Genomic DNA, 25230 nt, shown 5'->3' with positions numbered 1-25230 from the left:
ACGCCCGGACCGCACGCCAGGCCGGCCAGCCGCGCCGCGCCCGCCAGGCGGCGCAGCCGCGCCAGGGCTGATCGGCGCAGCCGCGCCAACGCTGATCGGCGCAGCCGCGCCGGATCTGAAATGGCGCAGCCGCGCCGGATCTGAAATGGCGCAGCCGCGCCGAGGCTGATCAGCGCCAAAAGGCACCGGTCGCGGTAACGCGGCCGGGCTTCGGTTCAGCGCTGTGCCTGCATCAGCGCCAGCAGCCCCTCCAGCATCTGCGCCGGGCTGGGCGGGCAGCCGGGGATCAGCAGATCCACCGGCAGCACCTGCGCCACGCCCCCCTCCACCGCATAGCTGCCCTTGAAGACGCCGCCATCCACCGCGCAATCGCCGGCGGCCACCACCCAGCAGGGCTCCGCCGCGGCGGCGCGGGTGCGTTCCAGCGCCTCCCGCATGTTGCGGGTCACCGGGCCGGTCACCAGCAGCACATCGGCATGGCGAGGGGAGGCGACGAAGCGCAGGCCGAGCCGTTCCAGATCATACAGCACGCCGGACATGGCGTGGATTTCCAGCTCGCAGCCATTGCAGGACCCGGCATCCACCTGGCGGATCGCCAGGCTGCGGCCGAGCCGGGCGCGGGATGTCGCCTCCAGCTTCTGGGCGAGCGCCAGCACCACCTCCTCCGGCGGCGCCTGCACCGGCTCCGTCAGCGGGCGGGCGAACAGGTTGCGGGCCAGTTTCGGCCACAGCATCTTGCCGGGCCGGGTCATGCGGTGCGGGCCACGCGGAACAGGTCGTTGCCCTCCGGATCCCGCACCACGAGCTCGGTGCCCGGCGCCACGCGTTCCGCGAGCCAGCCGATCTCGTCCAGCGCATGGGCGCGGTCGTCATAGGCCCAGTGCTCCATCACCCCGCGGCCGGGACCGGGCCTGATGAGGGTGATGGTGAACAGCCCGGTCGCGCCCTGATCCGCGCGCGCGCCATGACGGCCGCTCATCTTTCCTTACCCTCAGGCGCCGGGCGGCCGCATCCGCGGCCTTGGCTGCGCGCCGGTGCATTGTTGCGTCCGGCCGCACGGTCGGTCTGGGCGCGGGCCGCAGGCGCGGCCTGGGTATGTACAGTGCCATCAAACGGCGGGCGCCGGCATCCGCCGGCTTGCCTTCGCGCCGGTGCACTGGCGCGCCCGGCCGCTGTGTTGGTCTGGGCGCGGGCCGCAGGCGCGGCCTCGGCCTGCGGCCGCCAGCACCACTGGCCAAGGGGACGCGATTGGTCGGGGCGCGCTTGGGGGGGCGGGCTGTGCATCACAAATCGACCCCGCTGTACGAACAGTTGAAGCTCTTGTTGCACAAGGGGAAATCCGCGACGATGTTGCCCTCCATCGCCGCTTCCAGCAACGGCCATTGCAGCCACGACGGGTCGCGCGGGAAGACGGCGCGGATCAACCCGCCATCATCCAGCGCCATCCAGGTGACGATCTCACCGCGAAACCCCTCGACCAGCGCCAGGCCCTCGCCGCCCTTTTGCGGCAAGGGCGCATGGATCTCACCGGGGGGCAGGGTGGCCAGGATGCGGCGGATCAGGCGCAGGCTTTCGGGAATCTCCGCCAGCCGCACCCGCACCCGCGCATCCACATCACCCTCCTGCCGCACGGCCATGGTCGGCGGGCCGCCGGAAAAGGGGCCGTTCGGAAAGGCGACCCGCGCATCGAAACCACGGCCGGAGGCGCGGCCGACCACGCCGCCCACCGCGAAACCCGCCGCCAGCGCCGGCGCCAGCACGCCGGTGCCGACCACGCGATCCTGCAGGCTGGCATGCTCCTCATAGATCGAGACCAGCCCGGGCAGCGCGGATTCCACCGCCGCCAGCGCGGCCAGGATCGCCGCGATGCCGGAGGGTTGTGGTTCCGTCGCCAGCCCGCCGGGGATCACCCGGTCCATCATCAGCCGGTGGCCGAAGGCGTCCAGATGCGCCCGCAGCAGCCCCTCCCGCAGCAGGCCGCATTGCGCGTGCAGCCAGGTGAAGCTGGCGTCGTTGCAGATGGCGCCCCAATCGTTCAGGTGGTTGGCCAGCCGCTCCAACTCCAGCATCGCCGCCCGCAGCCACAGGGCGCGCGGCGGCGGGGTGGTGCCGCTGGCGGCCTCGGCGGCTTCCGCGAAGGCCAGCGAATGCGCCACCGTGCTGTCGCCGGAGAGGCGCGCGGCGAAGCGAGCGGCGGTGCGGGGCGATTTGCCGAGCATCAGGCCGAGCGTGCCCTTGTGGGTATAGCCCAGACGCTGTTCCAGCCGCACCACCAGCTCCCCCTGCACGGTGAAGCGGACATGGCCGGGCTCGATGATGCCGGCATGCACCGGGCCGACCGGAATCTGGTGCCAGCCCTCGCCCTCCACGGGCAGGAATGTGGGCTGCTCCGGGCGCGCGCCGTTGCGGGCGGGGCGGGCCGCCATCGGCAGGGTCAGCGGCCAGCGGCCATGGTCGAGCCAGGCGCGCAGATCCAACCCGCCCACCGCCTCCAGCCCCCAGAGGTCGTGGATCATCCGCTCGAAGCGCACCGCGCTGGGCCGGGCGGTGGACAGGGCAGGGTAGTGGCCGGATTCGGCGGGGGTGCTGGCCAGCAGCAGCGTGCCATCGGCCTCGTCCAGGAAGGCGGCATGCAGCATCGCCGGCTCCGCCCATAGCGAGAGCAACGCCAGGGAAGGCTGCATCACCAGCGCCGCCGGCAGCCGCGCGAAATCCTCCGGCGCCAGCACATGGCGCGGCACAGGGCGGCAGGGCAGCCTGGTGCCACGGCGGATCAGTTCGGTGGCGCTCATCCCAGCAACCTCACCGCATCGCCGAGCAGGGCGGTGAACCAGGCGGGCAGGGCGAAGCCGAGCAGCGCGGCCAGCGCCATCAGCGCCCAGGCCGGGCCGCTTGCCCACCACAGCCCGCCGGGCAGGGTGAAGGCACCCGGCACGGGCGCATCCGGGGTGGGCGGGCCGAGGCACAGCGCCTGCAGCGCCCGCACCAGCGCCACCCCCGCCACCAGCAGCCCGATGCCGATCGGCAGCACCAGCCAGGGCTGCACCGCGGCGGCGGCGGCCACCAGCCGGAATTCAGAGACGAACAGCGAAAACGGCGGCAGCCCCGCCAGCCCGGCAATGCCCAACGCCAGCGCCCAGCCCAGCGCCGGATGGCTGGTGGCCAGCCCGCCGATATCGGCCATCTTCTGGCTTCCCTTGATCTGCGCCGCGGCGCCGATGCCGAAGAACACCGCGCTCTTCACCAGGGAATGGCCCATCAGATGCAGCATCCCCGCAAGGTTGGCGCCTAGCCCGAAGGCGATGGCGGACAGCCCCATATGCTCGATGCTGCTCCAGGCGAAGAACCGCCGCGCATCCCGCCGCCGCCACAAGGCCAGCGCCGCCAGCAGCAGGGAGGCGAGGCCGAAGCCGATCAGCAGCGGCCCCGGCGCCAGAACCCCCGGGTTGAGATCGACAATCGCCTTGGCCCGCAGAATCGCGACCAGCGCGGCATTCAGCAGCAGCCCGGACAGCACGGCGGTGATCGGCAGCGGCCCCTCCGCCTCGGCATCCGGCAGCCAGGCGTGCAGCGGCACCAGCCCGGCCTTGGTGCCGTAGCCAACCACCAGGAAGACGAAGGCCAGCGACAGGATGCCCGGATCGCATTGCTGCGCCACGGCCCGCAGCGCGGCCCAGGACAGGCCCGGATCGCCCTGCCCCACCACCGGCTGCGCCGCCAGATACAGCAGGATGGTGCCGAACAGCGCCAGCGCGATGCCGACGCCACACAGCAGGAAGAACTTCCACGCCGCCTCGATCGCCGCCGGCGTGCCATGCACGGCGACAATCAGCACGGAGGCGAGCGTCGCAATCTCGATCGCCACCCACATGACGCCGAGATTGTCGGACAGCAGCGCCAGGAATTGCGCGCCCATGAAAAGCTGGAAGGCGGCGTGATAGGCGCGCGCACGCAGCCCCTCGAAGCGCTCGGCATCCACCGTGGCGGCGGAGAATACGGCGGTCGCCAGGCCGATGATGCCGGCCAGCGCCACCAGCGGCTGGTTCACCGCATCCACCCGCGTCCAGCCCTGCACCCCCTCCGGCCAGGCCAGCAGGGCCAGGGCCAGCGCGCAGCTCACGCCCGAGACGCCGAGATTGACCAGCGCCGGCCAGCGCCCGCGTGGTGCCAGGCCAGCCAGCAGCGCCGCGCCGGCCCAGGGGAAGAACACGATCAGCCAGGGCAGGTGCAGGGTCATGGCCCCTCCCCCCGCTGCCGGTCCAGCACATGCGTATCCAGCGTGGAAAGCTGGTCACGCAGCAGGAACACCACGATGCCGGCGACCAGTGCCAGCATCAGCACCAGCGCGGCGGTGGACAACTCCACCACCAGCGGCATGCCGCGCACGCCGGTGGCGGCCAGGATCAGGCCGTTCTCCAGGCTCAGCAGGCCGATCACCTGGCTGATGGCGTTGCGCCGGCCGATCATCATCAGCATGCCGAGCAGCACCACGGACAGCGCCAGCGCCAGGTTTTCGCGGGTCAAGGCCTGGGCCTGGCCGGCGGTGACGGGCAGCACCACCATCACCGAAAGCCCGACCAGCGCGGCGGCGGCCAGCAGCGACGGCCCGATGCCGAGCGCCGGCTCCACCGTCCGGTGCAGCCCGAGCCGGCGCAGCAGCAGCCGCAGCGCGAGGGGAATCAGCAGCGCCTTGGCGCCGAAGGCGAGGAAGGCGGTCACATACAGGCCGGGCTCATCCTGCACCCAGCCCTGCCAGGCGGCGGCGGCGGCCAGCAGCCCGCCCTGGATGGCGAAGGCGGTGATCACCCCCTCCAGCCGCCGCTGATACAGCAGCACGAAGGACAGCAGCAGGATGCCGCCGCCGAGCAGATGCGCGATGTCGTAGCCGGTATCGCTAAAGGTCATGGCCGGGCGCCCCCGAAAGCCCTCCCCCCCCCCATGGGGGGGGGAGGGTTGGGTGGGGGGGATTTGCAAGGTGGGTACACCCTGAGCTGCACGCTTGTGGCCACGCGCGCACCCATCCGGCGTTGCCCCCCCACCCAAACCCTCCCCCCCTGCGGGTGGAGAGGGCTTTGCCCGCCCCCCATCACGCCAGCCTCGTCGACAGGAACAGCAGCAGCGCCGCCAGCAGGCCGAGCAGCAGCGCGGCGCCGAGGAATTCCGGCACCCGGAACACCCGCATCTTGGCAATCGCGCTCTCGAAGGCCGCCAGCGCCAGGCACAGCAGCGCCATCTTCGCCACCCAGGCGCCGATACCCACCGCCCAGCCGAGCGGCGCGAAGCCCACCGGCGCGGTGCCGAAGGGGAAGAAGATGGCGGCGATCAGCGCCAGCCACAGCGTCAGCCGCAGCGCGGACGCCGCCTCCCACAACGCCAGATGCCGGCCGGAGGCTTCGAGGATCATCGCCTCATGCACCATGGTCAGTTCCAGGTGGGTGGCGGGGTTATCCACCGGGATGCGCGCATTTTCCGCCACCGCCACCGCCAGCAGCGCCACCAAAGCGAGGCCGAGCGAGACCCGCAGGCCGAGCGAGCCGTCCTGGAACAGCGCGCCGATCGTCTCCAGCCCCGTGCTGCCGGCCAGCATCGCCAGCACCAGCGCCACCAGCAGCAGCGCCGGTTCCGCCAGCGCGGCGAAGGACATTTCCCGGGACGCGCCGAGCCCGCCAAAGGCCGTGCCGGCATCCATCCCGGCCAGCGCCAATGCGACGCGCCCGGCCGCGAGCAGCCCCGCGATCAGCACGAGATCCGCCAGCGGCGCCAAGGCCATGCCGCGGGCAAAACTCGGCACCAGCACCAGGGCGGCGAGCGCCACGGTGGCCCCGGCATAGGGCGCGGCCTGGCTGATCCAGCTGGCATTATCCGCCAGCACCGGCCGTTTCCGCAGCAATTTGAGGAAATCGCGCAGCGGCTGCAGCGGCGAGGCGCCGATGCGCCCCTGCATCCGCGCCTTCAGCCAGCGGATGCCGCCCACCACCAATGGCGCGGCGGCCAGCACCAGGGCCAGGTGCAGGATCTGGGTCAGGATGGCGGCAAGCCACGCCATCTCAGCGCGCCTCCAGCCAGGCGGCGAGCGCCAGCAACGCCACCAGCGTGCCGAAGGGCAGCATCAGCGTCGCGGTCAGCGGCAGGTCGCGCAGCTTTTCCGCCCACACCGCCAGCGCATCCCGCCACCGCGCCAGTGGCGCCAGCAGCCAGGCCTCGGAGGGGTCGGCGTAGCCGGAGGTCAGCCGGGCCGGGGCAGGGTCGCCCGGGCGCGGCATCACCACGGATTCATGCGCCGCGAGCAGCGACCCGCCGAGCATCCGCCGCAGCGGCTGGCCGAAGCCGGCGGCGGAGGGCTGCGTCACCGGATCGCCGAAGGGCAGATGCTGCGGCGGGGCGATGAAGCCGCAATCCCAGGCTGGGCCGCGCGCCACGCCGGCAGGCGCCCGGCGCCGCACCAGCCACCAGATGGCGCCGCCCACCACCGCCAGAAGCAGCGTCAGCGCCAGCGGCCAGTAGCGCGCCCCGCCATCACCCACGCGCACCATGGCGAAGCCGCTGCGTTCCGCCACGCCGAAGGGCAGCAGCACCTGCACCGCACCCTCCGCCAGCCCGAGCAAGGTGCCCGGCAGCAGCCCGAACAGGATGGTCAGCCCCGCCGGCAGCAGCAGCGCGAGGCGCGCCGGCATCGGGCCATCCACCGCCCCGGCGGCGCGCGGCGTGCGCGGCCGGCCGAGGAAGACCAGCCCGAACAGCCGCACCATCGCCGCCGCCGCCAGCGCCGCCGCCAGGGCAGCCGCCGCCACCACCGCCACGCCGAGCACCTGGAACGCCAGATCCCCCACCCGCCAGGCCGCCAGCAGCGCCTGCAACAGCAGCCATTCACTGGCGAAGCCCGATAGCGGCGGCAGGCTGGCCGCGGCCGCCACCCCCACCAGCACCGCGCCCGCGGTCCAGGGCATGGCGTGGATCAGTCCGCCCAGCCGGTCCAGGCGGCGGGAGGCGGCGGCGTGCGCGACCTCCCCCATCCCGAGGAACAGCAGCGACTTGAACATGGCGTGGTTCAGCGCGTGCAGCAGCGCGGCGCCGGCCGCCAGCCCGGCCAGCACGCCGAGATCCGCCGCGCGGAAGCACGCCGCCAACCCCAGGCCGATGCAGATCAGGCCGATATTCTCGATGGTGGAGCAGGCCAGCAGGGTCTTGGCATTCTCCTCCAGATTGGCGCGCAGCGCGCCGAGCACGGCAGACGCCGCGCCGAGCACCAGCAGCGGCACGCCCCACCACAAGGGCTGCGCCGGGCCGGACAGGTCCAGCAGCAGGCGGGCCAGCACATAGATCGCCACCTTGGTCATGGCGGCCGACATCAGGGCGGAGACATGGCTGGGCGCGGCGGGGTGGGCGAGCGGCAGCCAATTGTGCAGCGGCACCAGCCCGGCCTTGGCCCCGGCGCCCACCACCACCAGCGCCAGCACCGCCACCGCCACCCAGCCCTGCGGCGGCGCGGCGCGGATGCCGGCGAAGGACAAATCACCCGCCACGCCGCCCAGCAGGCCGATCGCCGGCACCAGGCAGATGCCGCTCAGCAGGGCGAAGGCCAGGTAGCGCCGGGCGGCGCGGCGGTTCTCCGCCTGCGCGTGATCGGCGGCGACCAGGACCCAGGAGGCGATGGACATCGCCTCGAACCCCAGGACCAGGGTGAAGCCATCGGCCGCGATCAGCGTCAGAGCCATGCCGGCCAGGAACAGCGGATAGGCGGCCAGCAGCCGCGGCGCCACCAGGGGGTGGGAAAGCCCGAACAGCGCCGAACAGGACCCGGCCAGCCCGAGCAGCAGCAGGAACCAGGCGGAAAGCGCATCCACCGCCACCAGGGCCGGCACGCCGATCGGCAGGGCCTGCACCGGAAGCGCGCCGGCCAGCAGCACCGCCAGCCCGCAGCCTGCCAGCACCACGGAGGCCAGCAGGCAGCCGCCATGCATGGCCAGCCCGGCCCAGGCGAAGCGCGCCAGCGGCACGGCCAGCGCCGCCAGCAGCCCGAGGCCCGCCAGCGTGAGGATGAGCGCCGTCAGCACGGCAGGGGAGAAAAGCGGGTCACCGGCTTAGACCTTAGAAGCCCGCCCCGGCCGGCAGAAGGGGCTGGCCGGGTGCGGTGCCATCAAGTCTTGCACCGATGCGGATTTGGCGCTGGATTCCAGGCGCTTTCCAAGCCGCCGCTTTCCAAGCCTGGGCGCCGGCGCTACAGCAGCACACCCGGCTCCGTGAGACCGGGTCAACCAATCCTGAAGCCTTGTGGGGATGCGTCCTTTGGGCCCGTTGCTCGCCTTCAGCCGCGGCGTCGATGCCCTGAACACCGGCTTCGGGCGCATCGCCGATTATCTGGTCCTGATCGCCTGCGGCGTCAGCGCCGGCAATGCCTTCCTGCGCTACGGCTTCAATGCCGGCTCCAATGCATGGCTCGAGGTGCAGTGGTACTGCTTCGCCGGCATCGTCATGCTCGGCGCCAGCTACACGCTGCGCCGGAACGAGCATGTGCGGGTGGACCTGGTCTATGGCGCGCTGGGGCAGCGCGGGCGGATCTGGGTGGACATCCTGGGCCTGACCTTCTTCCTGATGCCGGCCATGGCGCTGCTGGCCTGGATGACCTGGCCCTTCTTCGTCGAGGCATGGGTGCGGAATGAAATTTCCTCATCGCCCGGCGGGTTGATCCGCTGGCCGGTCAAGCTGCTGCTGCCGCTGGGCTTCGCCCTGATGTGCGCGCAGGGGCTTTCGGAGATCGTGAAGCGCATCGCCGTGCTGCGCGGCATCGAGCTGCCGCGCGGCCAGCTTTTCGCGACCTACGCCCGGCCCGACCAGTGAGCACCCATCCCCCGGATCGTGACCGATCCGACCTCAATCGCCGGCGCGCGCCTCCGCGCGCTTGGCTGCGCACCATGGGGCGCGGCGCCCAGCCGGGCGCTCGCTGGCCTTTGGCGGGCGCAGGTTGCACTCGTTCAGGCATGAGACGCCGCAGCCCGTCTGCGCCAAGCACCGGGGCCTAGGGAAAAAGATGCTCCACGAGGATATCATGCCGCCGCTGATGTTCGGCGGGCTGGTGGTGTTCCTGCTGATCGGCTTCCCCGCGGCCTTCTCCCTGGCCGCGGTCGGGCTGTTCTTCGGCTTCATCTCCATCGAGCTTGGCTTCTTCCCGGAAGCCTGGATGTTCAACCTGCCGCTGCGGGTCTTCGGCATCCTGTCCAACGACCTGCTGCTGGCGATTCCCTTCTTCACCCTGATGGGCGCGGTGCTGGAACGCTGCGGGCTGGCGGAGGATCTGCTGGAAGGCACCGGCCAGTTGTTCGGCAAGGTGCCGGGTGGCCTCGCCTATGCCGTCATCATCGTCGGCGCCATCCTCGGCGCCATCACCGGCACGGTCGCGGCCAGCGTGATCTCCATGGGCATGATCAGCCTGCCGATCATGATGCGCTACGGCTACGACATGCGGATCGCGACAGGCGTGATCGCCGCCTCCGGCACCATCACCCAGATCATCCCGCCTTCCCTCGTGCTGATCGTGCTGTCCGACCAGCTCGGGCAATCGGTGGGGGAGATGTATGCGGGGGCGATCGGCCCGTCGCTGATGCAGATCAGCCTGTTCCTGCTGTTCATCTGGATGGTCTCCATCTTCCAGCCGCACAAGGTGCCGCCACTGCCGCCGGAGGCGCTGGCACCGCGGGACTGGCGGCTGTGGTGGCGGGTGCTGAAGGGCATGGTCCCGTCCATGGGCCTGATCTTCATGGTGCTGGGCACCATCTTCCTCGGCCTCGCCACCCCCACCGAGGCCGGCGCCATGGGCGTGGTCGGCGCCGTGTTGCTGGCGGCGGCGAACCGGCGGCTGACCTGGCCGCTGATCCGCCAGGCGATGGGCAACACCATGCGGATCACCAGCATGGTCATCTTCATCCTGATCGGCGCCACCATCTTCACCCTCGTGTTCCAGGGCGTCGATGGCGGCATCTGGATCGAGCATCTGCTGGCGCTGCTGCCGGGCGGTCAGACCGGCTTCCTGATCTTCGTCAACATCTTCATCTTCTTCCTGGCCTTCTTCCTCGACTTCTTCGAGATCGCCTTCATCGTCATCCCGCTGCTGGCACCCGCGGCCAAATCCCTCGGCATCGACCTGGTGTGGTTCGGCGTGCTGATCTGCATCAACATGCAGACCGCCTTCATGCACCCGCCCTTCGGCTTCGCGCTGTTCTACCTGCGCGGTGTGGCGCCGAAATCCGTGCTGACGCGGGACATCTACCTGGGCGCCATCCCCTGGCTGTGCCTGCAGCTCACGCTGGTCGCCATCGTGATCTTCTGGCCGCAATCCGTGACCTACTGGCTGGACCGCGGCCCGCGCGCCGACCCGAGCACCGTCATCATCGACATGCCGCCCCCCGTCTCGACACCGGACATCCCCGCCATGCCGATCTTCCAATGAAGTTTTCCGCAATTGGCACGGTGCATGGCGGCAGGGCTGAGCCACTGGATGATGGCTGGGACACCGTCGAGGCCGAGATCCGGCTGGACCCGGCCGTGCTCGGCCTGGATGCGGCGCTGGGGCTGGACCAGTTCAGCCATGTGGTGGTGGTGTTCGGCTTCCACCGGCTGGACCCGGAAGCGGTGGAGCACAATGCCCGCCACCCGCGCGGCCGCCAGGATTGGCCGCGCATGGGCATCCTCGCCCAGCGCGGCGCCCCGCGACCGAACCGGATCGGCGTGACCACCTGCAGGCTGCTCTCCGCACAGGGGATGGTGCTGCGGGTGCGCGGGCTGGACGCCATCGCGGGCAGCCCGGTCTTCGACATCAAGCCGCACATGACCGGCTTCGACCCGCGCGGCGAAATCCGCGAACCGGATTGGGCGCGGGAGATCATGGCGGGGTACTGGTAACGCACCCTTGCGGCGCCACCCCGGAAGGAGGAAAGCGCCGCGACGCGGAGAGCGAACCAGATGGCTGACGACGACTATGTCTTCGACGAGGCGACCGGCGAATGGCGCCCGGCCAGCGAAATCGCCGCCGCCGCCGCGCCCGGCCCGGTGCAAATCCGCGACGCCGCCGGCAATGTCCTGGCCGACGGCGATTCCGTCACCCTGATCAAGGATCTGAAGGTGAAGGGCGCCAACCAGACGCTGAAGCAGGGCACCGTCATCCGGTCGATCCGCCTGACCGACAACCCCGAGGAAATCGACTGCCGGCACGACAGCATCAAGGGGCTGGTGCTGCGCACCGAATTCGTCCGCAAGCGCGGCTAGTCTAGCCTGCCGGGGCGGTCTGGCCTCAGATCATCTCGAGCGACTGCTTGCGCTTCGGCGGCGGGAAGGCCGCGTCGAGGTCCGAAAGATCCTCCGCCGTCAGCCGCAGATCCCGCGCCGCGACATTGGCGCGGACATGCGCCGGGTCGCTGGCCTTCGGAATGGCGATCACCCCCGGCCGCGCCAGCACGAAGGCCAGCGCCACCTGCGCCGGCGCCACGCCGTGCCGATCCGCCACCGCCCGCAGCGCCTTGTGCCGCAGCAGTGCGCCGCCCTGGCCGATCGGGGAATAGGCCATCACCGGCATCGACCGCGCCGCGCAGAAGGGCAGCAGGTCGAACTCCACGCCGCGCGCCTCCAGATTCCACAGCACCTGGTCCGTCGCGCAATCCGCCAGCGCCGGGCCCAATTCCTTCAGATCCGCCACATCCAGGTTCGAGACGCCCCAGCGCGCGATCTGGCCGCGGGCGCTGGCCGCCTCCATCGCCTGCACCGTCTCCGCCAACGGCACCCCGCCCCGCCAATGCAATAAATAAAGGTCCAGCCGCTCCACCCGCAGCCGCTTCAAACTGGCCGCCAGCGCCCCCGGCAACTTCCTGGCGGAGGCGTTGTGCGGATAGACCTTGGAGACGAGGAACACCTCATCCCGCCGCCCGGCGATGGCCTCCCCCACCACCGCCTCCGCGCCGCCCTCGCCATACATCTCCGCCGTGTCGATCAACGTCAGGCCCAGATCGAGACCCAGCCGCAGCGCATCCGCCTCCGCCCGCCGGTCGCCACCCTCGCCCATCCGCCAGGTGCCCTGGCCGAGCGCCGGCACCGTCACACCATCATGAAACCGCACCTGATCCATGGAACCGCCGCCTCCCTCATCCCATCTGCGGGACATGACCCGCATCGCGCTGCCCCTCACGGCCTTCATGGTCGCCGCCACCCTCGCCAACGCGCAACCGTCGCCAAGCGTGCAAGGCCAGGTGCCGGAGGAAATCGGCTCCTGGCGCCTGTCCTGCCTGCAGGATCGCATGACCGACCGCGCCGACTGCCTGCTGCGCCACCGCGAACCGGTGGAACCCGCGCAAAGCGCCACCGGTTCCTCCCTCGTCCTCGAAGTGCAGGACCGCGGCGGCTACCTGGTGCCGGTGGTCGCGGCGCGCGACCTGTCGCTCGAATCCGCCAGCCGGGGCCTGCTGGCCATGACCGGCACCGCGCAACTGCGCTTCCCGCCCAACCGCCACTTCGAACTGCCCTGCACCCTGGAAGGCCGCAGCCTGGTCTGCGCGCCACGCCCGGAAGACGCCGCCCGCGCCGCCGCCGAACTGCCCAGCGCGCCCACCGCACTGGTGCGCATGACCGGCCTCGGCGCCGGATCAGACCGCGCCGACCCCGCCGAACTGCGCCTGAGCCAAACCCAGGACGCGCTGGCACGCTTCCGCAGCCGCGTCCCCGAAGGCAGCACCCCGCCCCCCTCCTCCGGCCTGACCCTCCCCGACATCACCAACCGCCTGCAACGCCTGTTCGGAAACTGACATCGAGACGGCCGTGGGTCGGGGGATGGCGCGCCGTTGATTGCAGGAGGGGCGCTGCCCCTCCCGCACCCTCCCCGCCAGGAGGCAGCGGCCTCCTGGACCTCAGGGCCTTTGAGCAGGAAGGGAGAGGGGGCCAGCGGTACCGCTGAATAAGCGGTCGCTTCGGCCCCCTCTCCCTTCCTGCTCATGATTCAAGGCTTCCAAGGGGCCACTGCCCCTTGGCAGGGGGTGCAGGGGGACAGCGTCCCCCTGCAGGCAACCAGCGCCGCCGCCCCCCGACCGCACCGTTCTCAGCGCAGGATCAGGAAGGCGAGCATGAGGGTGCCGAGGGCGATGCGGTAGTAGCCGAAGGGGGTGAAGCCGATGCGGGTGATCACGCTCATCAGCCAGCGCACCACCACCAGGGCGACGATGAAGGCGGTGACGAAGCCGATGCTGATCTGGCCGAGGTCGTCGATGTCGAGGTCGGCGCGCGCCTTGTACAGGCTGTAGGCGGTGGCGGCGAACATGGTGGGGATGGCGAGGACGAAGCTGAATTCGGCGGCCGTGCGGCGTTCGACGCCGACGAGGAGGGCGGTGATGATGGTGGCGCCGGAGCGGGAGGTGCCGGGGATCATCGCCAGCGCCTGGCCGAAGCCGATCAGCAGGGCGGCGAGCGGCCCCATTTGCGGGACGGTGTGGATGCTGGGTGCGGGCCGCCAGCGTTCGATGGCGATGATGATGATACCGCCGATGATCAGGGCGAAGCAGACCACCCAGGGGCTGAACAGCAGGCTGGTGATGGTGCTGTGGAAGGTGGCGCCGAGGATGGCGGCGGGGATGAAGGCCAGGATGAGGTTGGTTGCGTAGAAGCGTTCCGGCCCGGGCTGCCAGGCCAGTGTGGCCAGGCGCCACAGCGTATGGCGGAACAGCAGGACCACGGCCAGCACGGCGCCGAGTTGGATGCTGATTTCGAAGGTCTTGCCGGGCGGGCCCTGGAAGCCGATCAGCTCGCCCAGCAGGATCATGTGGCCGGTGGAGGAGATCGGCAGGAACTCGGTCGCGCCCTCGACCACGCCCATGGCCAGGGCAGATAGCAGCGTACCGAGATCCATCAGCGCGTCATCCGTGGCGGTGAGCGCCCGCTATACGGCAGGCGGCCGCGCGCCGCGATGGCGCGCCGCCGCCGATGGCCTGGATTTTATCGCCTTAGCGAACCGTCTGCGCGGCCGAGAAGGCGAAATTGTCGTAGCTGTTCTCGGCGATGCGGAACCACTGGAACTGCTCCGTGCGGAAGCGGCCGTAGCTTTCCATGATCTTGGCGAAGCGCGGATTGCCGCGGGCCAGGTCCGCGTTCAGTTCCTCATTCGCCTTCCAGGCAGCTTCGAGCACGGGGCGCGGCCAGAAGCGCAGCTGCGCGCCGGCGGCGACCAGGCGGCGCAGCGCCTGCGGGTTCAGGAAGTCGTAGCGCGCGACCATGTCGGCATCCGCCTCGGCGCAGGCCACTTCGAGGGCGTGCTTGTACAGGTCCGGCAGGGCGTTCCAGGCGCGCATGTTGGACATGAAGTGCAGCCGCGCGCCCGGCTCCCAGAAGCCCGGCGCGTAGTAGAAGCGGGCGACGCGGACGTAGTTGGCGCGCTCATCGTCGTGCGGGCCGACGAATTCCGCCGCATCGATCACGCCGCGTTCCAGCGAGGGGTAGATATCGGCGGGGGCGATGAGCGTCGGCGCCGCGCCGAGGCGGGTGAACAGCTGCCCGGCCAGGCCGGTGATGCGGAACTTCAGGCCGCGGAGCTGGTCGACGGAGGTGATCTCGTTGCGGAACCAGCCGCCCATCTGCGCGCCGGTGTCGCCGCAGGTGATGCCGTGGATGTTGTATTCGTTGAACAGCTCGGCCGCGAGCTGGTTGCCGCCGCCGTAGCGGAACCAGGACGTCATCTGCCGCGTGTTCAGGCCGAAGGCCATGGCGGTGAAGGGCGCGAAGCCGGGCTCCTTGCCGATGTAGTAGTAGGAGGCGGTGTGCCCGGCCTCGATGGTGCCGGCCTGCACCGCGTCCAGCACCTGCAGCCCGCCGACGATCTCGCCCGCCGGGAAGGTCTGGATACGGAACTTGCCGTCCGTCAACTGGGCGACGCGGGCGGCCACCTTCTCGAAGGTGCCGTACAGAACGTCGAAGACCCGGGGGAAGGAGGAGGCGGCGCGCCAGCGCACCTCCGGATTGGCCTGGGCGAGGGCGGGCGTGGCGAGGGCGAGGGGCGCGGCCGCGGCGGCGGCGCCCAGCATGGCACGGCGGTTCATGGAACTTCCTCCCGGGGGTGGGCGCACGGGCGAGTAGCCCGCTTCTGACCCCAGGATTAATCTATCCTGCAGCCGCGGAAAAGGTGCGGATTATTGCGGCGACAGGCTCAGAAGACGAAACCCGCGAGCACGACTCCCGCAGCGATAAGTTGCAGCAAGTTGGCCGCGACGGAAAGGCGGTGCCCGGTGTCGAAGCCGCGCTGGGCGCTGGCATCGCCCGCCTTCAACCGGTCCGACAGGGCGTTTATGCGCGGCATCAGCACCTGGCGGAGGAAGACGGTCAGGCCGGCAATGGCGGCCATGATTCCGGAATCGGTCTTCGACAGCGGGAACAACGCCACGCAGGCGGCCGCGGAGGTGGCGAGCACCCAGAGGTAGTAGGGCGGAAAGACGCTGCGGATGAAGCGCCCGGCCATTTCGGCGGGCAGCACGCGGAAGACGACGGGGGCGATCAGGGCGGCGAAGAAGGCCATGCCGCCGAACAGCAGCGCCGTGGAAAACAGCGCGATGACGAGCAGGGCAGTCATGGTGCGGCCGCCCTCCGCCTCCCTGCGCCCGCCGTAGGCGGGCGAGCGGCCGAATGGCCGCCGCCGCTCATGCGTCGCGCCGAAGGCGCGCCTTCGGCGCGACGAGCCAAGCGCGCGGAGCGCGCGCCCGGCGACTGAGGGTCGGAATCAAACCACGCGCTCGGCGAGCATCTTCTTGATGTCGCCGATCGCCTGGGCCGGGTTCAGCCCCTTCGGGCAGGTCCGGGTGCAGTTCATGATGGTGTGGCAGCGATACAGCTTGAACGGGTCTTCCAGCGCATCCAGCCGGTCGCCGGTATGTTCGTCGCGGCTATCGGCGATCCAGCGATAGGCCTGGAGCAGCACGGCCGGGCCGAGGTAGCGGTCGCCGTTCCACCAATAGGACGGGCAGGCGGTGGAGCAGCAGAAGCACAGGATGCATTCCCACAGCCCATCGAGCTTGGCGCGCTCCTCCTTCGACTGCAGGCGCTCCCCATCCGGCGGCGGGGGGGTGTCGGCCTTCAGCCAGGGCTCCACGCTGCGAAGCTGCGCGTAGATCTGGGACAGGTCGGGGACGAGATCCTTCACCACCGGCATATGCGGCAGCGGGTGGATGCGGACTTCGGCCTTCACATCCTCGATCGGCTTCAGGCAGGCGAGCGTGTTCAGCCCGTCGATGTTCATCGAACAGGAACCGCAGATGCCCTCCCGGCACGAACGCCGGAAGGTCAGCGTGGAATCGACCTCGTTCTTGATTTTGATGAGGGCGTCGAGAACCATCGGGCCGCAGGCATCGAGGTCGATGTCGTAGGTGTCGGTTCGCGGGTTTTCGCCCGAATCCGGATCCCAGCGATAGATCTTGAAGGACCGCACCTTCGTCGCGCCGGCCGGCGCGGGAAAGTGCTTGCCCTTCGTGATGGTCGAGTTCTTCGGCAGCGTGAAGGTGGCCATGGCTCTGATCGGGCTCCTAGTACACGCGTGCCTTGGGCGGGAAGACCTGCACTTCGTTGGTCAGGGTCCGCATCTTCACGTCGCGGTAGTCCAGCTTCACGTTGCGGTTGTCATCCACCCAGGCGAGGGTGTGCTTCATCCAGTTCGCGTCGTCGCGATCCGGGAAATCCTCATGCGCATGCGCGCCGCGGCTTTCCTTGCGCGCTTCGGCGCCATGGATCGTGGTCAGCGCATTGCCGATGAGGTTGTCCAGTTCCAGCGCCTCGACCAGGTCGCTGTTCCAGATCAGGCTGCGGTCGGCGATCTTGATGTCGTCGTAGCTGGCGGCGACCTTGCCCATCTTGGCCACGCCCTCGCGCAGCAGCTCGCTGGTGCGGAACACCGCCGCGTGCTCCTGCATCGTGCGCTGCATCTGCAGGCGGACGTCGGAGACGGTGGAGCTGCCCTTCGCGTTGCGCACCTTATCGAAGCGCGCCCAGCTGGACTCGCCGGCGCCCGGCGGCAGCGGTGCCTGGCTGGCACCCGGCTTGATGGTCTCCGCCGCGCGATGCGCCGCGGCCCGGCCGAACACCACCAGGTCGAGCAGCGAATTGGTGCCGAGGCGGTTGGCGCCGTGCACGGACACGCAAGCGGCCTCACCCACCGCCATCAGCCCGCGCACCACCCGGTCCTGGTCCTGCGCCGTTGGGTTCAGGACTTCGGTGTGGATGTTCGTCGGGATGCCGCCCATGTTGTAATGGACGGTCGGCAGCATCGGAATCGGCTCCTTCGTCACATCCACGCCCGCGAAGATCTTGGCGGTCTCGGAGATGCCCGGCAGGCGCTCGTGCAGCAGGTCCGCGCCCAGGTGTTCCAGGTGCAGGTGGATGTGGTCCTTCATCGGGCCGACGCCGCGACCCTCGCGAATTTCCACCGACATGGCGCGGGAGACGACGTCGCGCGACGCCAGGTCCTTCGCCGTCGGCGCATAGCGCTCCATGAAGCGCTCACCCTCCGAATTCGTCAGATAGCCACCCTCGCCGCGCGCACCCTCGGTCACCAGGCAGCCCGAGCCGTAGATGCCGGTCGGGTGGAACTGCACGAATTCATTGTCCTGCAGCGGCAGGCCGGCGCGCAGGATCATGCCGCCGCCATCGCCGGTGCAGGTATGGGCGGAGGTGCAGGAGAAATAGGCGCGGCCATAGCCGCCGGTCGCCATGACCACCTGCTGCGCGCGGAAGCGGTGCAGGCTGCCGTCTTCCAGGTTCCAGGCGGTGACGCCGCGGCAGACGCCCTCATCATCCATGATGAGGTCGAGCGCGATGTACTCGACGAAGAACTCGCAATTGGCCTTCAGCGCCTGCTGGTACAGCGTGTGCAGGATGGCGTGGCCGGTGCGGTCCGCGGCGGCGCAGGCGCGCATCGCCGGGGTCTTGCCGTAATCCTGCATGTGCCCGCCGAAGGGGCGCTGGTAGATCTTACCGTCCTCGGTGCGGGAGAACGGGACGCCGTAGTGTTCAAGCTCGATGATCGCGGGGATCGCCTCGCGGCACATGTATTCGATGGCGTCCTGGTCGCCCAGCCAGTCCGACCCCTTCACGGTGTCGTACATGTGCCAGCGCCAGTCATCCTCACCCATATTGCCGAGCGCGGCGCCAACGCCGCCCTGGGCGGCGACGGTGTGGCTGCGGGTCGGGAAGACCTTGGTGATGCAGGCGGTCTTGAGGCCGGAGGCCCCCATGCCGAAGGTGGCGCGCAGCCCCGCACCGCCCGCGCCGACCACGACCACGTCATAGGTGTGGTCGACGATCCGATAGGCTCCGCCGCCAATTGCGGGCTTGGAGATGGCGTTCATCTGTCTGCCGTCCATCCGTGTGGCGGGGGCGAAATGGCCACCGCCGGTTGGTCCCGAGTTTGGTCTGATACCTCAGACCGCAAGGCGCAAAACGGCCAGGGCGGCCGCCAGCGCCAACAATGCACAAATCGCCTTCACGGCCAGGATCGAGGTGATCTTCACCCATTCCGGCTTGGCATAGTCTTCCAGCACCACCTGCAGCCCCGAAGCGGTGTGGTGGAAGGTCAGGCCGATCAGCGCCAGCAGCAGCACCGCATTCACCGGATGGCCGATCCAGGCCGCCGCTTCCAGATGCGTCATGCCGGCGGAGGTGGCGAGGGAGACGATGAACCAGATGGTCAGCGGCAGCAGCGCCAGCGAGGTGACGCGCTGCATCCACCAGTGATGCGTGCCGGATTTGGCGGAGCCGGAGCCGCGAACGCGGCCGAGCGGGGTACGGAGCGTGGTCTGACGGGGGGATTCCATGGTCTCACTCCTCACCAGGAGATCAGCAGCGCGAGCCAGGTCAGCGCCGTCAGCACCGCGGTGCCGATCAGCACGGCGCGGCCGGATTTGTAGGTGGTCTGGATGTCGTAGCCATAGCCCGCATCCCAGAACAGGTGGCGCACCCCGGCCAGGGTGTGGAACCAGGCGGCGGCGGTGACGCCCATCAGCACCAGGATGCCGATGAAGGAGCCGAGGAACCACTGCACCCAGCCAAAGGCCGCGGGGCCGGAGGCGGCGGCCACCAGCCACCACACCATCAGCGCCGCACCGAAGCTCCAGGCGATGCCGGTGGCGCGGTGGGTGATGGAAAGCGCGCTGGTCATCTGCATCATGTCGTAGACCTGCAGATGCGGCGACAGCGGCCGGCGCACCTGCGTGCCATCGGTCCGGCGACCCAGCATGGTCGCGTCGTTGGCGTCCTGAGTGGATGACATGCGGTACCCGCTCCTCATGGCGCGCCAGCCCTCGGGCGCGCGCATAGTGTTGACAGGGTTTTATGGTGCACCGCGCCATAGCGTCAACTTAGGCTGGCGGAAATAGGAGAACAAATCGTGAATAGGGAGGAGCATTAGGAATGATATCCTCTCCCCCATGCGCCCCACCGACCCGCCAAGCCGCCTGCCCCGCTTCGCCCGCCGGCGTCCTGCCGACAAGCGCGCCCCCTGCGGCGGCGCCCGCCCGGGATGGGCGCGCTTGCTGCTGGATGTGCTGCACAAGCTGCTGACGGCCGGCGCGGCGCTGGCGACGATCCTGCGGGTGTTGTTCTGAAGTCATCGTTGCCACGGAGGCCGACGCGCTCAGTCGATCTGATTCGCCCGCAGGAAAAGCGCCGGGGACCGCGCGTCGAACAGGCGCTGCTACGCCCCCAGCAACCCCTGCGCCACCAGTTCCTCCGCGATCTGCACCGCGTTCAGCGCCGCGCCCTTGCGCAGATTGTCGCAGACGCACCAGAAGGCCAGGCCGTTCGGCACCGTCAGGTCGCGGCGCAGGCGGCTGATATAGACGGAATCCTCGCCGGCGATCTCGGCCGGCGTCGCATAGCCGCCATCCTCGCGGCGATCGAGCACGATGATCCCCGGCGCCTCGCGCAGCGCCTCCCAGGCCTGTTGTTCGGTGATCGGCTCCTCGAATTCCACATGCACCGCCTCGGCATGGCCGATGAAGACCGGCACGCGGACGCAGGTGGCCATCACGGCGATGTCCGGGCCGAGGATCTTCCGGGTTTCCTCCGCCATCTTCTTCTCCTCCCGCGTCGAACCGTCGCCGAGGAAATTGTCGATATGCGGGATGCAGTTGAAGGCGATCTGCTTGGTGAACTGCTCCGATGGCGGGGTTTCGTTCACATAGACGCCGCGGGTCTGCGACCACAGCTCGTCCATCGCCTCCCGCCCCGCATCGGAGACGGCCTGGTAGGTGGAGACCACCACCCGCTTCACCCGCGCCAGATCGTGCATTGGCTTCAGCGCCACCACCATCTGGATGGTGGAGCCGTTCGGGTTGGCGATGATGCGGCGCTTCTTGAAGCGGGACAGCGCCTGGGGGTTCACCTCCGGCACCACCAGCGGCACGTCGGGGTCCATGCGGAACTGGCCGGTCGTGTCGATCACCACGCAGCCGGCGGCCGCCGCGCGCGGCGCATGCACCGCGCTGATCGCGGCGCCGGGGGAAAACAGCGCCAGGTCGGTGCCCTTGAAGTCGAAGCTGTCCAGCGACTGCACCGTCAGCACCTGGTCGTCGCCGAAGGAAACCTGCTGCCCGGCGGACCGGCCGGAGCCGAGCGCCACCATGCGGTCCACCGGAAAGGCGCGCTCCGCCAGGGTCTTGAGGATCTCCCGCCCCACCGCCCCGGTGGCGCCGACCACGGCCATCCTGTAGCCCATGCTGCCGCTCCTGCCTTTTCCGGGGTGGGCTTAGGCGTTCCCCCCCGGCATCGGCAAGTTTCGCGCGGGGCGGGCGCTACATGGACCGCACGGCGCGCAGGAAGCTGTCCGTCTTCTGGCGCAGTTGCGTGGCCTGGCTGGCCAGTGCGCCGCTGTCGTCGCGCATGGCGCTGGCCGCCGTGCCGGTGGCCTCGGCCGCGCCGCGCACTCCTTCGATCCGCTGCGCCACGGTCTGCGTCGCATCCGCCACCTGGCTGGCGCTGCGGGCGATTTCCTGGGTCGCGGCGCCCTGTTCCTCCACCGCCGCGGCGATCGCGGTGGCGATTTCGCTGGTGCGCTCCACCGTGGCGCCGATGCCGCGGATGGCGGCGACGGCCTGGCTGGTGGCCTGCTGCATCTGGCCGATCTGCGCCGCGATCTCCTCCGTCGCCTTGGCGGTCTGCCCGGCGAGGGATTTCACCTCGCTCGCCACCACCGCGAAGCCCTTGCCGGCCTCCCCCGCGCGGGCCGCCTCGATCGTCGCGTTCAGGGCGAGGAGGTTGGTCTGGCCGGCGATGTCGCCGATCAGGCGCACCACGTCGCCGATGCGCGCCGCGGCCTCGGACAGGCCCTGCACGGTGGCGTCGGTCGCGCGGGTTTCCACCACGGCGCGGCTGGCGACCTGGGCTGCCTCCCCCACCTGGCGGGAGATTTCGCTGACCGAGCTGGCCATTTCCTCCGCCGCCGCCGCCACCGCCTGCACATCGCCCTGCGCCTGGCCGCCAGCGGCCGCCACCGCCGCCGCTTCCTCCCCGGATGTCGCGGCGGTGCCGGAGAGCGAGATGGCGGATTGCTGCAGCCGCGCCGCGGATTCCGCGACCGCGGCCACCACCGCGCCCACTTCCGTCTCGAAGGTATCGGCCAGGCGAACCTGTTCCGTCACCAGGTTCCAGGTCAGCATCGCCGCGCTGTAGTTGCCACCGGCGTCGCGGATGGCGGAGACGCGCAGTTCCAGCACCTCATTGCCCAGGTTGATGCGGGCGGTGTGCGGCAGGCGGGACGGGTCCGACAGCACGGCGCGCTGCGCCTCGGGGTTCCTGTGGAACACATCCATGCTCTGGCCGAGCATCGCGTCCGGCGCCACCGGCAGCACCCGGCGCAGCGATTCCATCAGGCGGTTCGATTCCGCGTTCATGTAGGTCATGCGGAAATTGTCATTCGGGTCGGCGCTCATCACCGCCGCCGGAAGCTGTTCGATCATCTGCCCCTGGGCGAAGGCGCGGTTGACGGTGGCGCGCAGGCCTTCCAGCGCCTCCGCCATCTGGCCGATCTCGTCGCGGCGGCCGCGATCCGGCACCGCCACCGCGGCCTCGCCGCCGGCGATGCGCGCCATCACGGCGGACAGGCGGCGCATCGGTGCGCCAATGCCGCGCGCCATGCCGAAGGAGGACAGCAGCAGCACCAGGCCGATCGCACCACCGGCCCAGATCACGGCATCGCGCACCGTCTCGGCGCGCTGCATCACGAGGGCACGCTGCTCGGTCGCCACTTCGCCGCCGGCCGTGACCAGGGCCTGGATGGCGTCATCCAGCCTGGTCCGCGCCGCCGCCACGCCTTCGCGCCGTGCCTTTTCGATAGCCTCGCCGGCATCGAGGATCTTGGCGGCCGCCACGCCAATACCCTGCGCGCGCTCCGCCAGGCGGTTCGCATCCTCCTGCAGCCGGGCCGGTGCCTCGATCGCCGTCAGGCCGCGGCTGTGCACCCGGGCCTGGGCAATGCCGCGCCGCACGCGCCGCAGCTGCGCCTCGTCACTTGTTGCCAGCAGCCGCTGCACGCCGATCCGCACATCATTCACCGCGCCATGCACCGTCAGCAGCCGGTGCCGCGCATCATCCTGCTGGTCCGCCGGCAGGTCGAAGCCGAAGCTGGCGGAGACCGCCTCGAACAGCGAATCGTATTCGGAGGAAAGCGGGAACAATTCCTTGTCGCGCGCCAGGATCATCTGCAGGCGAAGCTGCGCCACCACTTCCAGCGCGGCGCGGTAGCCCTCCGCCGCCTGGGTCAATGCCGTGGCGGCCTCCGCCACGCGGGACGACCCGGCGGACCGCGCCGCATCCTGCGCGCCGGTCACGCTGGCGCGGATCGCATTCTCCACCGCCGCCCAGGCCGGGGCCTGGCCCGCCTCGTCATGGGTCAGCAGCAGGTCGCGTTCCAGCACCGCGACCTCGCGCAGCCGGTCGGCATTCTGGTCCATCCGGTCCATGGCGCCCTGAATGCGGGCGGAATTCACCTGCGCGGTGGTGATGCCCGAGGTCTCCTGCCAGACCAGCACGACAAGTCCCGACAGCAGCAGCAGGGTAAGCGCGGCGGAGGCGGCCAATTTGCGGCCGACTGAAAGGTCGAGGAGAAAACGCATAGTGCAGGCTCCACGAGACGACTGAGCCCGCAGAGTGCCCGCACCATCTTGCCAGCGCGTGAACGACGCGCCGGCAAGCTTCGTGGCGCGATCACGGAACCGTCAGCGCAACCCCTGGCGCCCGGTTCCGCCCGCCTTCGTCGCCTCAGGCCAGGACGAGGTTGTCCGGCACCTGCTGGCCCACCTCGCGCAGGTAGCGGGCCGCGCCGGGGTGGAAGGGCAGGAAGGTGTTCTTGGTCCAGTTCGCCGCCAGCGTCTCGGACGCCGCCGCGATCGCGGCCTTCAGCCTGTCGTTCTGCGAAAGCACCGACTTGGTGATCTCATAGGCCAGGTCGTCCGGGATCGACTTGTGGACGATGGCGAAGTTGTACATGCCGACGATGCCGAGCGGCTTCTGCTGCGTGCGATAGGTGCCCATCGGCAGCGAGCCGGCGGCCAGTTCCGGATACTTCGCGGTCAGCTTGGCGATCTCGTCCTGCGTGAAGTCCAGGAAGTTCACCTCGGCCTGCACCTCGATCTCGGAGAAGGCCGGCACCGGCACGCCGGAGGCGAACAGGAAGGCGTCCAGCAGCCCGTCCTGGATCTGCCCCACCAGGTCGGAGGCGGAGCCGTAGCGGACGGCCGACGGGGTGATGCCCAGCTCCGTCAGGATCTGCGGGTAGTAGGTGCCGGGCGTGCCGCCGCGCGGGCCGACACCGACGCTCTTGCCGTTCAGGTCGGCGTGCTTGGTGATGCCGGTGCGCTTCAGCGCGATGCCGTGGAACGGCGTGTCATACATCGGGAACAGGGCGCGGATGTCGCGGAAGCGATTGCCCTGGGTCCAGGCGCCGACGCCGTTCCAGGCCTGCAGCGCCACGCCCATGGTGGCCATGCCCAGCTCGATCTCCTTGCGGTTCACGAGGATGATGTTCTGGTTCGGGCCCTGCGTGGTGCGGTAGGAGATCTGCACGCCGGTGGCTTCCTGCGCGATCTGACCCCAGGCCGGCCCATACAGCGCATAGGTGCCGCCCGGTGCGGCGGTGCCCATGTTCAGGGCGCGCGGCCAGGATGCGTTGCGCGGCTGCGCGATGGCCGGAGCGAAGAGTGCGGGCGCGGTGGCGCCGAGGATGGTCGCGCCCAGAAGGTTGCGGCGAAGCATGAATCATCTCCCTTGGAAAATTTCGTTGCTTCCGATTAACCCGGGATTGCGCGACGGGGCAAGCTTTAGCGGCCACCGGCCACGGCAGGCCTTGCGCGGACCCGGCGATCGGCCACATGGATCGCCGCATGCTCCACCTGCTGAAACTCTGCGTCGGACCGAAGGAAGTGGCGGAGCTGGCGGCCGGCCAGACGCGCCGCGCCGCACTGGACCCGCCGCTGCGCCACCAGACGCGAATGATGCCGAAACGCGCGGCGGAACTGGTGGAGGGCGGGTCGCTCTACTGGGTCCTGTCCGGCGCCATCCGGGTGCGCCAGCGCATCCTGGAGGTGCGGGAGGAGCGCTGGGACGATGGCAGCCTCTGCGCCGGCCTGGTGCTGGACCCGGAGCTGGTGCTGCTGGAGCCGCGGCCGCAGAAGCCCTTCCAGGGCTGGCGCTACCTGGAAGCGGCCGCCGCGCCGCCGGATGCGCCGCGCGGCCGTGCCGCCGCCAGCGGGCTGGCAGACCTGCCGCCGGCCCTGCGGCGGGAGCTGGAGGCGCTCTGCCTGCTTTAGCCTGGGCCACATACGGTTAGGTTTCATCGCTTGTGCGGCGCGGCAGCGACGTCCATCTTCCGTTTGGCAGGCGCCCCCGCGTCGCCCGGCCACCGAGCCATACCCACCGAGCCCAACTGGGATTCCGCCCGATGCGTCGCTTTGCCCTTCTGATCCTGCCCGCCGCCCTGGCCCTGGCCCTGGACCGGCCTGCCCAGGCGCAGCACTGGAACGATTCCGGGCCGGGCCGTGACCTGCTCGGCTCCACCGTGACGGATTTCGACGCCTTCCGGGAACGCACGCCGGCCGCCCCCAGCTTCACCCCCGGCGCGTCCTTCGCGCCCGGCGCGGCAGCCGCCCAGGCGCCGCAGCGGGGCCCTATTCCGTTGCTCGACTGGGTGCCGCCGCCGCCGGTGCCCGCCGCCGCCCCGGCCGCGCGGCGCAT

At 70.2% G+C, this 25230-nt stretch carries 25 protein-coding genes and 1 pseudogene; 8 read left to right on the top strand and 18 right to left on the bottom strand.

Annotated elements, in window-relative coordinates:
* Positions 1-215: 215 nt before the first annotated feature.
* From Q8S40_RS13510 to Q8S40_RS13480, 7 genes are all read right to left on the bottom strand, one after another.
* A complete protein-coding gene (locus tag Q8S40_RS13510; RefSeq protein WP_305670806.1) occupies positions 216-734 on the bottom strand; it encodes an NADH-quinone oxidoreductase subunit B family protein in 519 nt (172 codons plus the stop codon).
* 14 nt (positions 735-748) lie between these two features.
* Entirely contained in the window at positions 749-979 is a 231-nt protein-coding gene (locus Q8S40_RS13505; protein ID WP_305670805.1) for a hypothetical protein, read from the bottom strand.
* Positions 980-1283: 304 nt separating this feature from the next.
* Positions 1284-2792: a hydrogenase expression protein HypE gene (locus Q8S40_RS13500; RefSeq protein WP_305670804.1), complete on the bottom strand. Its 1509-nt coding sequence runs from the start codon at positions 2790-2792 to the stop codon at positions 1284-1286.
* Positions 2789-4237: a proton-conducting transporter membrane subunit gene (locus tag Q8S40_RS13495; protein WP_305670803.1), complete on the bottom strand. Its 1449-nt coding sequence runs from the start codon at positions 4235-4237 to the stop codon at positions 2789-2791. Before Q8S40_RS13495 ends, Q8S40_RS13500 begins: the two co-directional genes overlap by 4 nt.
* A complete protein-coding gene (locus Q8S40_RS13490; RefSeq protein ID WP_305670802.1) occupies positions 4234-4905 on the bottom strand; it encodes a hydrogenase-4 component E in 672 nt (223 codons plus the stop codon). The genes Q8S40_RS13495 and Q8S40_RS13490 overlap by 4 nt, the downstream gene beginning before the upstream one ends.
* A 181-nt stretch (positions 4906-5086) precedes the next feature.
* A complete protein-coding gene (locus Q8S40_RS13485) occupies positions 5087-6046 on the bottom strand; it encodes a respiratory chain complex I subunit 1 family protein (protein WP_305670801.1) in 960 nt (319 codons plus the stop codon).
* Position 6047: 1 nt separating this feature from the next.
* Positions 6048-8054 (bottom strand): proton-conducting transporter membrane subunit, encoded by a 2007-nt coding sequence (locus Q8S40_RS13480; RefSeq protein WP_305670800.1) that lies wholly within the window; start codon positions 8052-8054, stop codon positions 6048-6050.
* A gap of 223 nt (positions 8055-8277) precedes the next feature.
* Between Q8S40_RS13480 and Q8S40_RS13475 the strand changes: the two genes are divergently transcribed.
* From Q8S40_RS13475 to Q8S40_RS13460, 4 genes are all read left to right on the top strand, one after another.
* Positions 8278-8838: a TRAP transporter small permease subunit gene (locus Q8S40_RS13475; RefSeq protein WP_304816294.1), complete on the top strand. Its 561-nt coding sequence runs from the start codon at positions 8278-8280 to the stop codon at positions 8836-8838.
* A 190-nt stretch (positions 8839-9028) separates the two neighbouring features.
* On the top strand, positions 9029-10444 hold the full coding sequence (locus Q8S40_RS13470; RefSeq protein WP_304816296.1) for a TRAP transporter large permease subunit: 1416 nt from the start codon (positions 9029-9031) through the stop codon (positions 10442-10444).
* Entirely contained in the window at positions 10441-10896 is a 456-nt protein-coding gene (locus tag Q8S40_RS13465; protein WP_304816298.1) for an SAM-dependent methyltransferase, read from the top strand. The genes Q8S40_RS13470 and Q8S40_RS13465 overlap by 4 nt, the downstream gene beginning before the upstream one ends.
* A 60-nt stretch (positions 10897-10956) precedes the next feature.
* On the top strand, positions 10957-11259 hold the full coding sequence (locus tag Q8S40_RS13460; protein ID WP_305670799.1) for an alkylphosphonate utilization protein: 303 nt from the start codon (positions 10957-10959) through the stop codon (positions 11257-11259).
* A gap of 25 nt (positions 11260-11284) precedes the next feature.
* Here Q8S40_RS13460 and Q8S40_RS13455 read toward each other — a convergent pair whose 3' ends face one another.
* The gene (locus Q8S40_RS13455; RefSeq protein WP_305670798.1) at positions 11285-12112 is read right to left on the bottom strand and encodes an aldo/keto reductase; all 828 of its coding nucleotides are present in this window, start codon (positions 12110-12112) and stop codon (positions 11285-11287) included.
* 34 nt (positions 12113-12146) lie between these two features.
* On the opposite strand from Q8S40_RS13455, the gene Q8S40_RS13450 reads away from it, so the two are divergent.
* The gene (locus tag Q8S40_RS13450; RefSeq protein WP_305670797.1) at positions 12147-12785 is read left to right on the top strand and encodes a hypothetical protein; all 639 of its coding nucleotides are present in this window, start codon (positions 12147-12149) and stop codon (positions 12783-12785) included.
* Positions 12786-13075: 290 nt separating this feature from the next.
* Here the strand turns inward: Q8S40_RS13450 and Q8S40_RS13445 are convergent, their stop codons facing one another.
* The 7 genes from Q8S40_RS13445 to sdhC all read right to left on the bottom strand — a co-directional run bounded on the left by Q8S40_RS13445 (position 13076) and on the right by sdhC (position 19273).
* Positions 13076-13879 carry an undecaprenyl-diphosphate phosphatase gene (locus tag Q8S40_RS13445; protein ID WP_305670796.1) on the bottom strand — a complete coding sequence of 268 codons (804 nt, stop codon included), beginning with the start codon at positions 13877-13879 and terminating at the stop codon, positions 13076-13078.
* Between the two features lie 94 nt (positions 13880-13973).
* On the bottom strand, positions 13974-15062 hold the full coding sequence (locus Q8S40_RS13440; RefSeq protein ID WP_305670795.1) for a TRAP transporter substrate-binding protein: 1089 nt from the start codon (positions 15060-15062) through the stop codon (positions 13974-13976).
* Between the two features lie 107 nt (positions 15063-15169).
* Positions 15170-15589, bottom strand: a complete 420-nt coding sequence (locus Q8S40_RS13435) for a DUF4149 domain-containing protein (RefSeq protein ID WP_305670794.1) — start codon at positions 15587-15589, stop codon at positions 15170-15172.
* Positions 15590-15736: 147 nt separating this feature from the next.
* The gene (locus Q8S40_RS13430; RefSeq protein ID WP_304816307.1) at positions 15737-16519 is read right to left on the bottom strand and encodes a succinate dehydrogenase iron-sulfur subunit; all 783 of its coding nucleotides are present in this window, start codon (positions 16517-16519) and stop codon (positions 15737-15739) included.
* 16 nt (positions 16520-16535) lie between these two features.
* Positions 16536-18353 (bottom strand): succinate dehydrogenase flavoprotein subunit, encoded by a 1818-nt coding sequence (gene sdhA, locus Q8S40_RS13425; protein WP_304816308.1) that lies wholly within the window; start codon positions 18351-18353, stop codon positions 16536-16538.
* Positions 18354-18425: 72 nt separating this feature from the next.
* A complete protein-coding gene (sdhD, locus tag Q8S40_RS13420) occupies positions 18426-18818 on the bottom strand; it encodes a succinate dehydrogenase, hydrophobic membrane anchor protein (RefSeq protein ID WP_304816309.1) in 393 nt (130 codons plus the stop codon).
* Between the two features lie 11 nt (positions 18819-18829).
* A complete protein-coding gene (gene sdhC, locus Q8S40_RS13415) occupies positions 18830-19273 on the bottom strand; it encodes a succinate dehydrogenase, cytochrome b556 subunit (protein ID WP_305670793.1) in 444 nt (147 codons plus the stop codon).
* A 157-nt stretch (positions 19274-19430) separates the two neighbouring features.
* Between sdhC and Q8S40_RS13410 the strand changes: the two genes are divergently transcribed.
* Positions 19431-19607, top strand: a complete 177-nt coding sequence (locus tag Q8S40_RS13410; RefSeq protein WP_304816311.1) for a hypothetical protein — start codon at positions 19431-19433, stop codon at positions 19605-19607.
* An 89-nt stretch (positions 19608-19696) separates the two neighbouring features.
* Here the strand turns inward: Q8S40_RS13410 and Q8S40_RS13405 are convergent, their stop codons facing one another.
* The 3 genes from Q8S40_RS13405 to Q8S40_RS13395 form a co-directional block, all read right to left on the bottom strand.
* Positions 19697-20719 carry an aspartate-semialdehyde dehydrogenase gene (locus tag Q8S40_RS13405; protein ID WP_304816312.1) on the bottom strand — a complete coding sequence of 341 codons (1023 nt, stop codon included), beginning with the start codon at positions 20717-20719 and terminating at the stop codon, positions 19697-19699.
* 76 nt (positions 20720-20795) lie between these two features.
* The gene (locus Q8S40_RS13400) at positions 20796-23114 is read right to left on the bottom strand and encodes a HAMP domain-containing methyl-accepting chemotaxis protein (protein WP_305670792.1); all 2319 of its coding nucleotides are present in this window, start codon (positions 23112-23114) and stop codon (positions 20796-20798) included.
* Between the two features lie 145 nt (positions 23115-23259).
* A complete protein-coding gene (locus Q8S40_RS13395) occupies positions 23260-24252 on the bottom strand; it encodes a TAXI family TRAP transporter solute-binding subunit (protein ID WP_305670791.1) in 993 nt (330 codons plus the stop codon).
* Between the two features lie 128 nt (positions 24253-24380).
* Between Q8S40_RS13395 and Q8S40_RS13390 the strand changes: the two genes are divergently transcribed.
* Both Q8S40_RS13390 and Q8S40_RS13385 read left to right on the top strand, forming a co-directional pair.
* The gene (locus tag Q8S40_RS13390) at positions 24381-24806 is read left to right on the top strand and encodes a DUF1489 family protein (RefSeq protein ID WP_305670790.1); all 426 of its coding nucleotides are present in this window, start codon (positions 24381-24383) and stop codon (positions 24804-24806) included.
* 131 nt (positions 24807-24937) lie between these two features.
* Positions 24938-25230 (top strand): annotated as a pseudogene (locus Q8S40_RS13385) (hypothetical protein); the annotation flags it as partial.

The sequence above is a fragment of the Falsiroseomonas sp. genome (genome assembly GCF_030695085.1).
Taxonomy (GTDB): Bacteria; Pseudomonadota; Alphaproteobacteria; order Acetobacterales; family Acetobacteraceae; genus Falsiroseomonas.
Note: the sequence above shows the minus strand (reverse complement) of the source record. Positions and strands in the feature narration are given on the sequence as shown.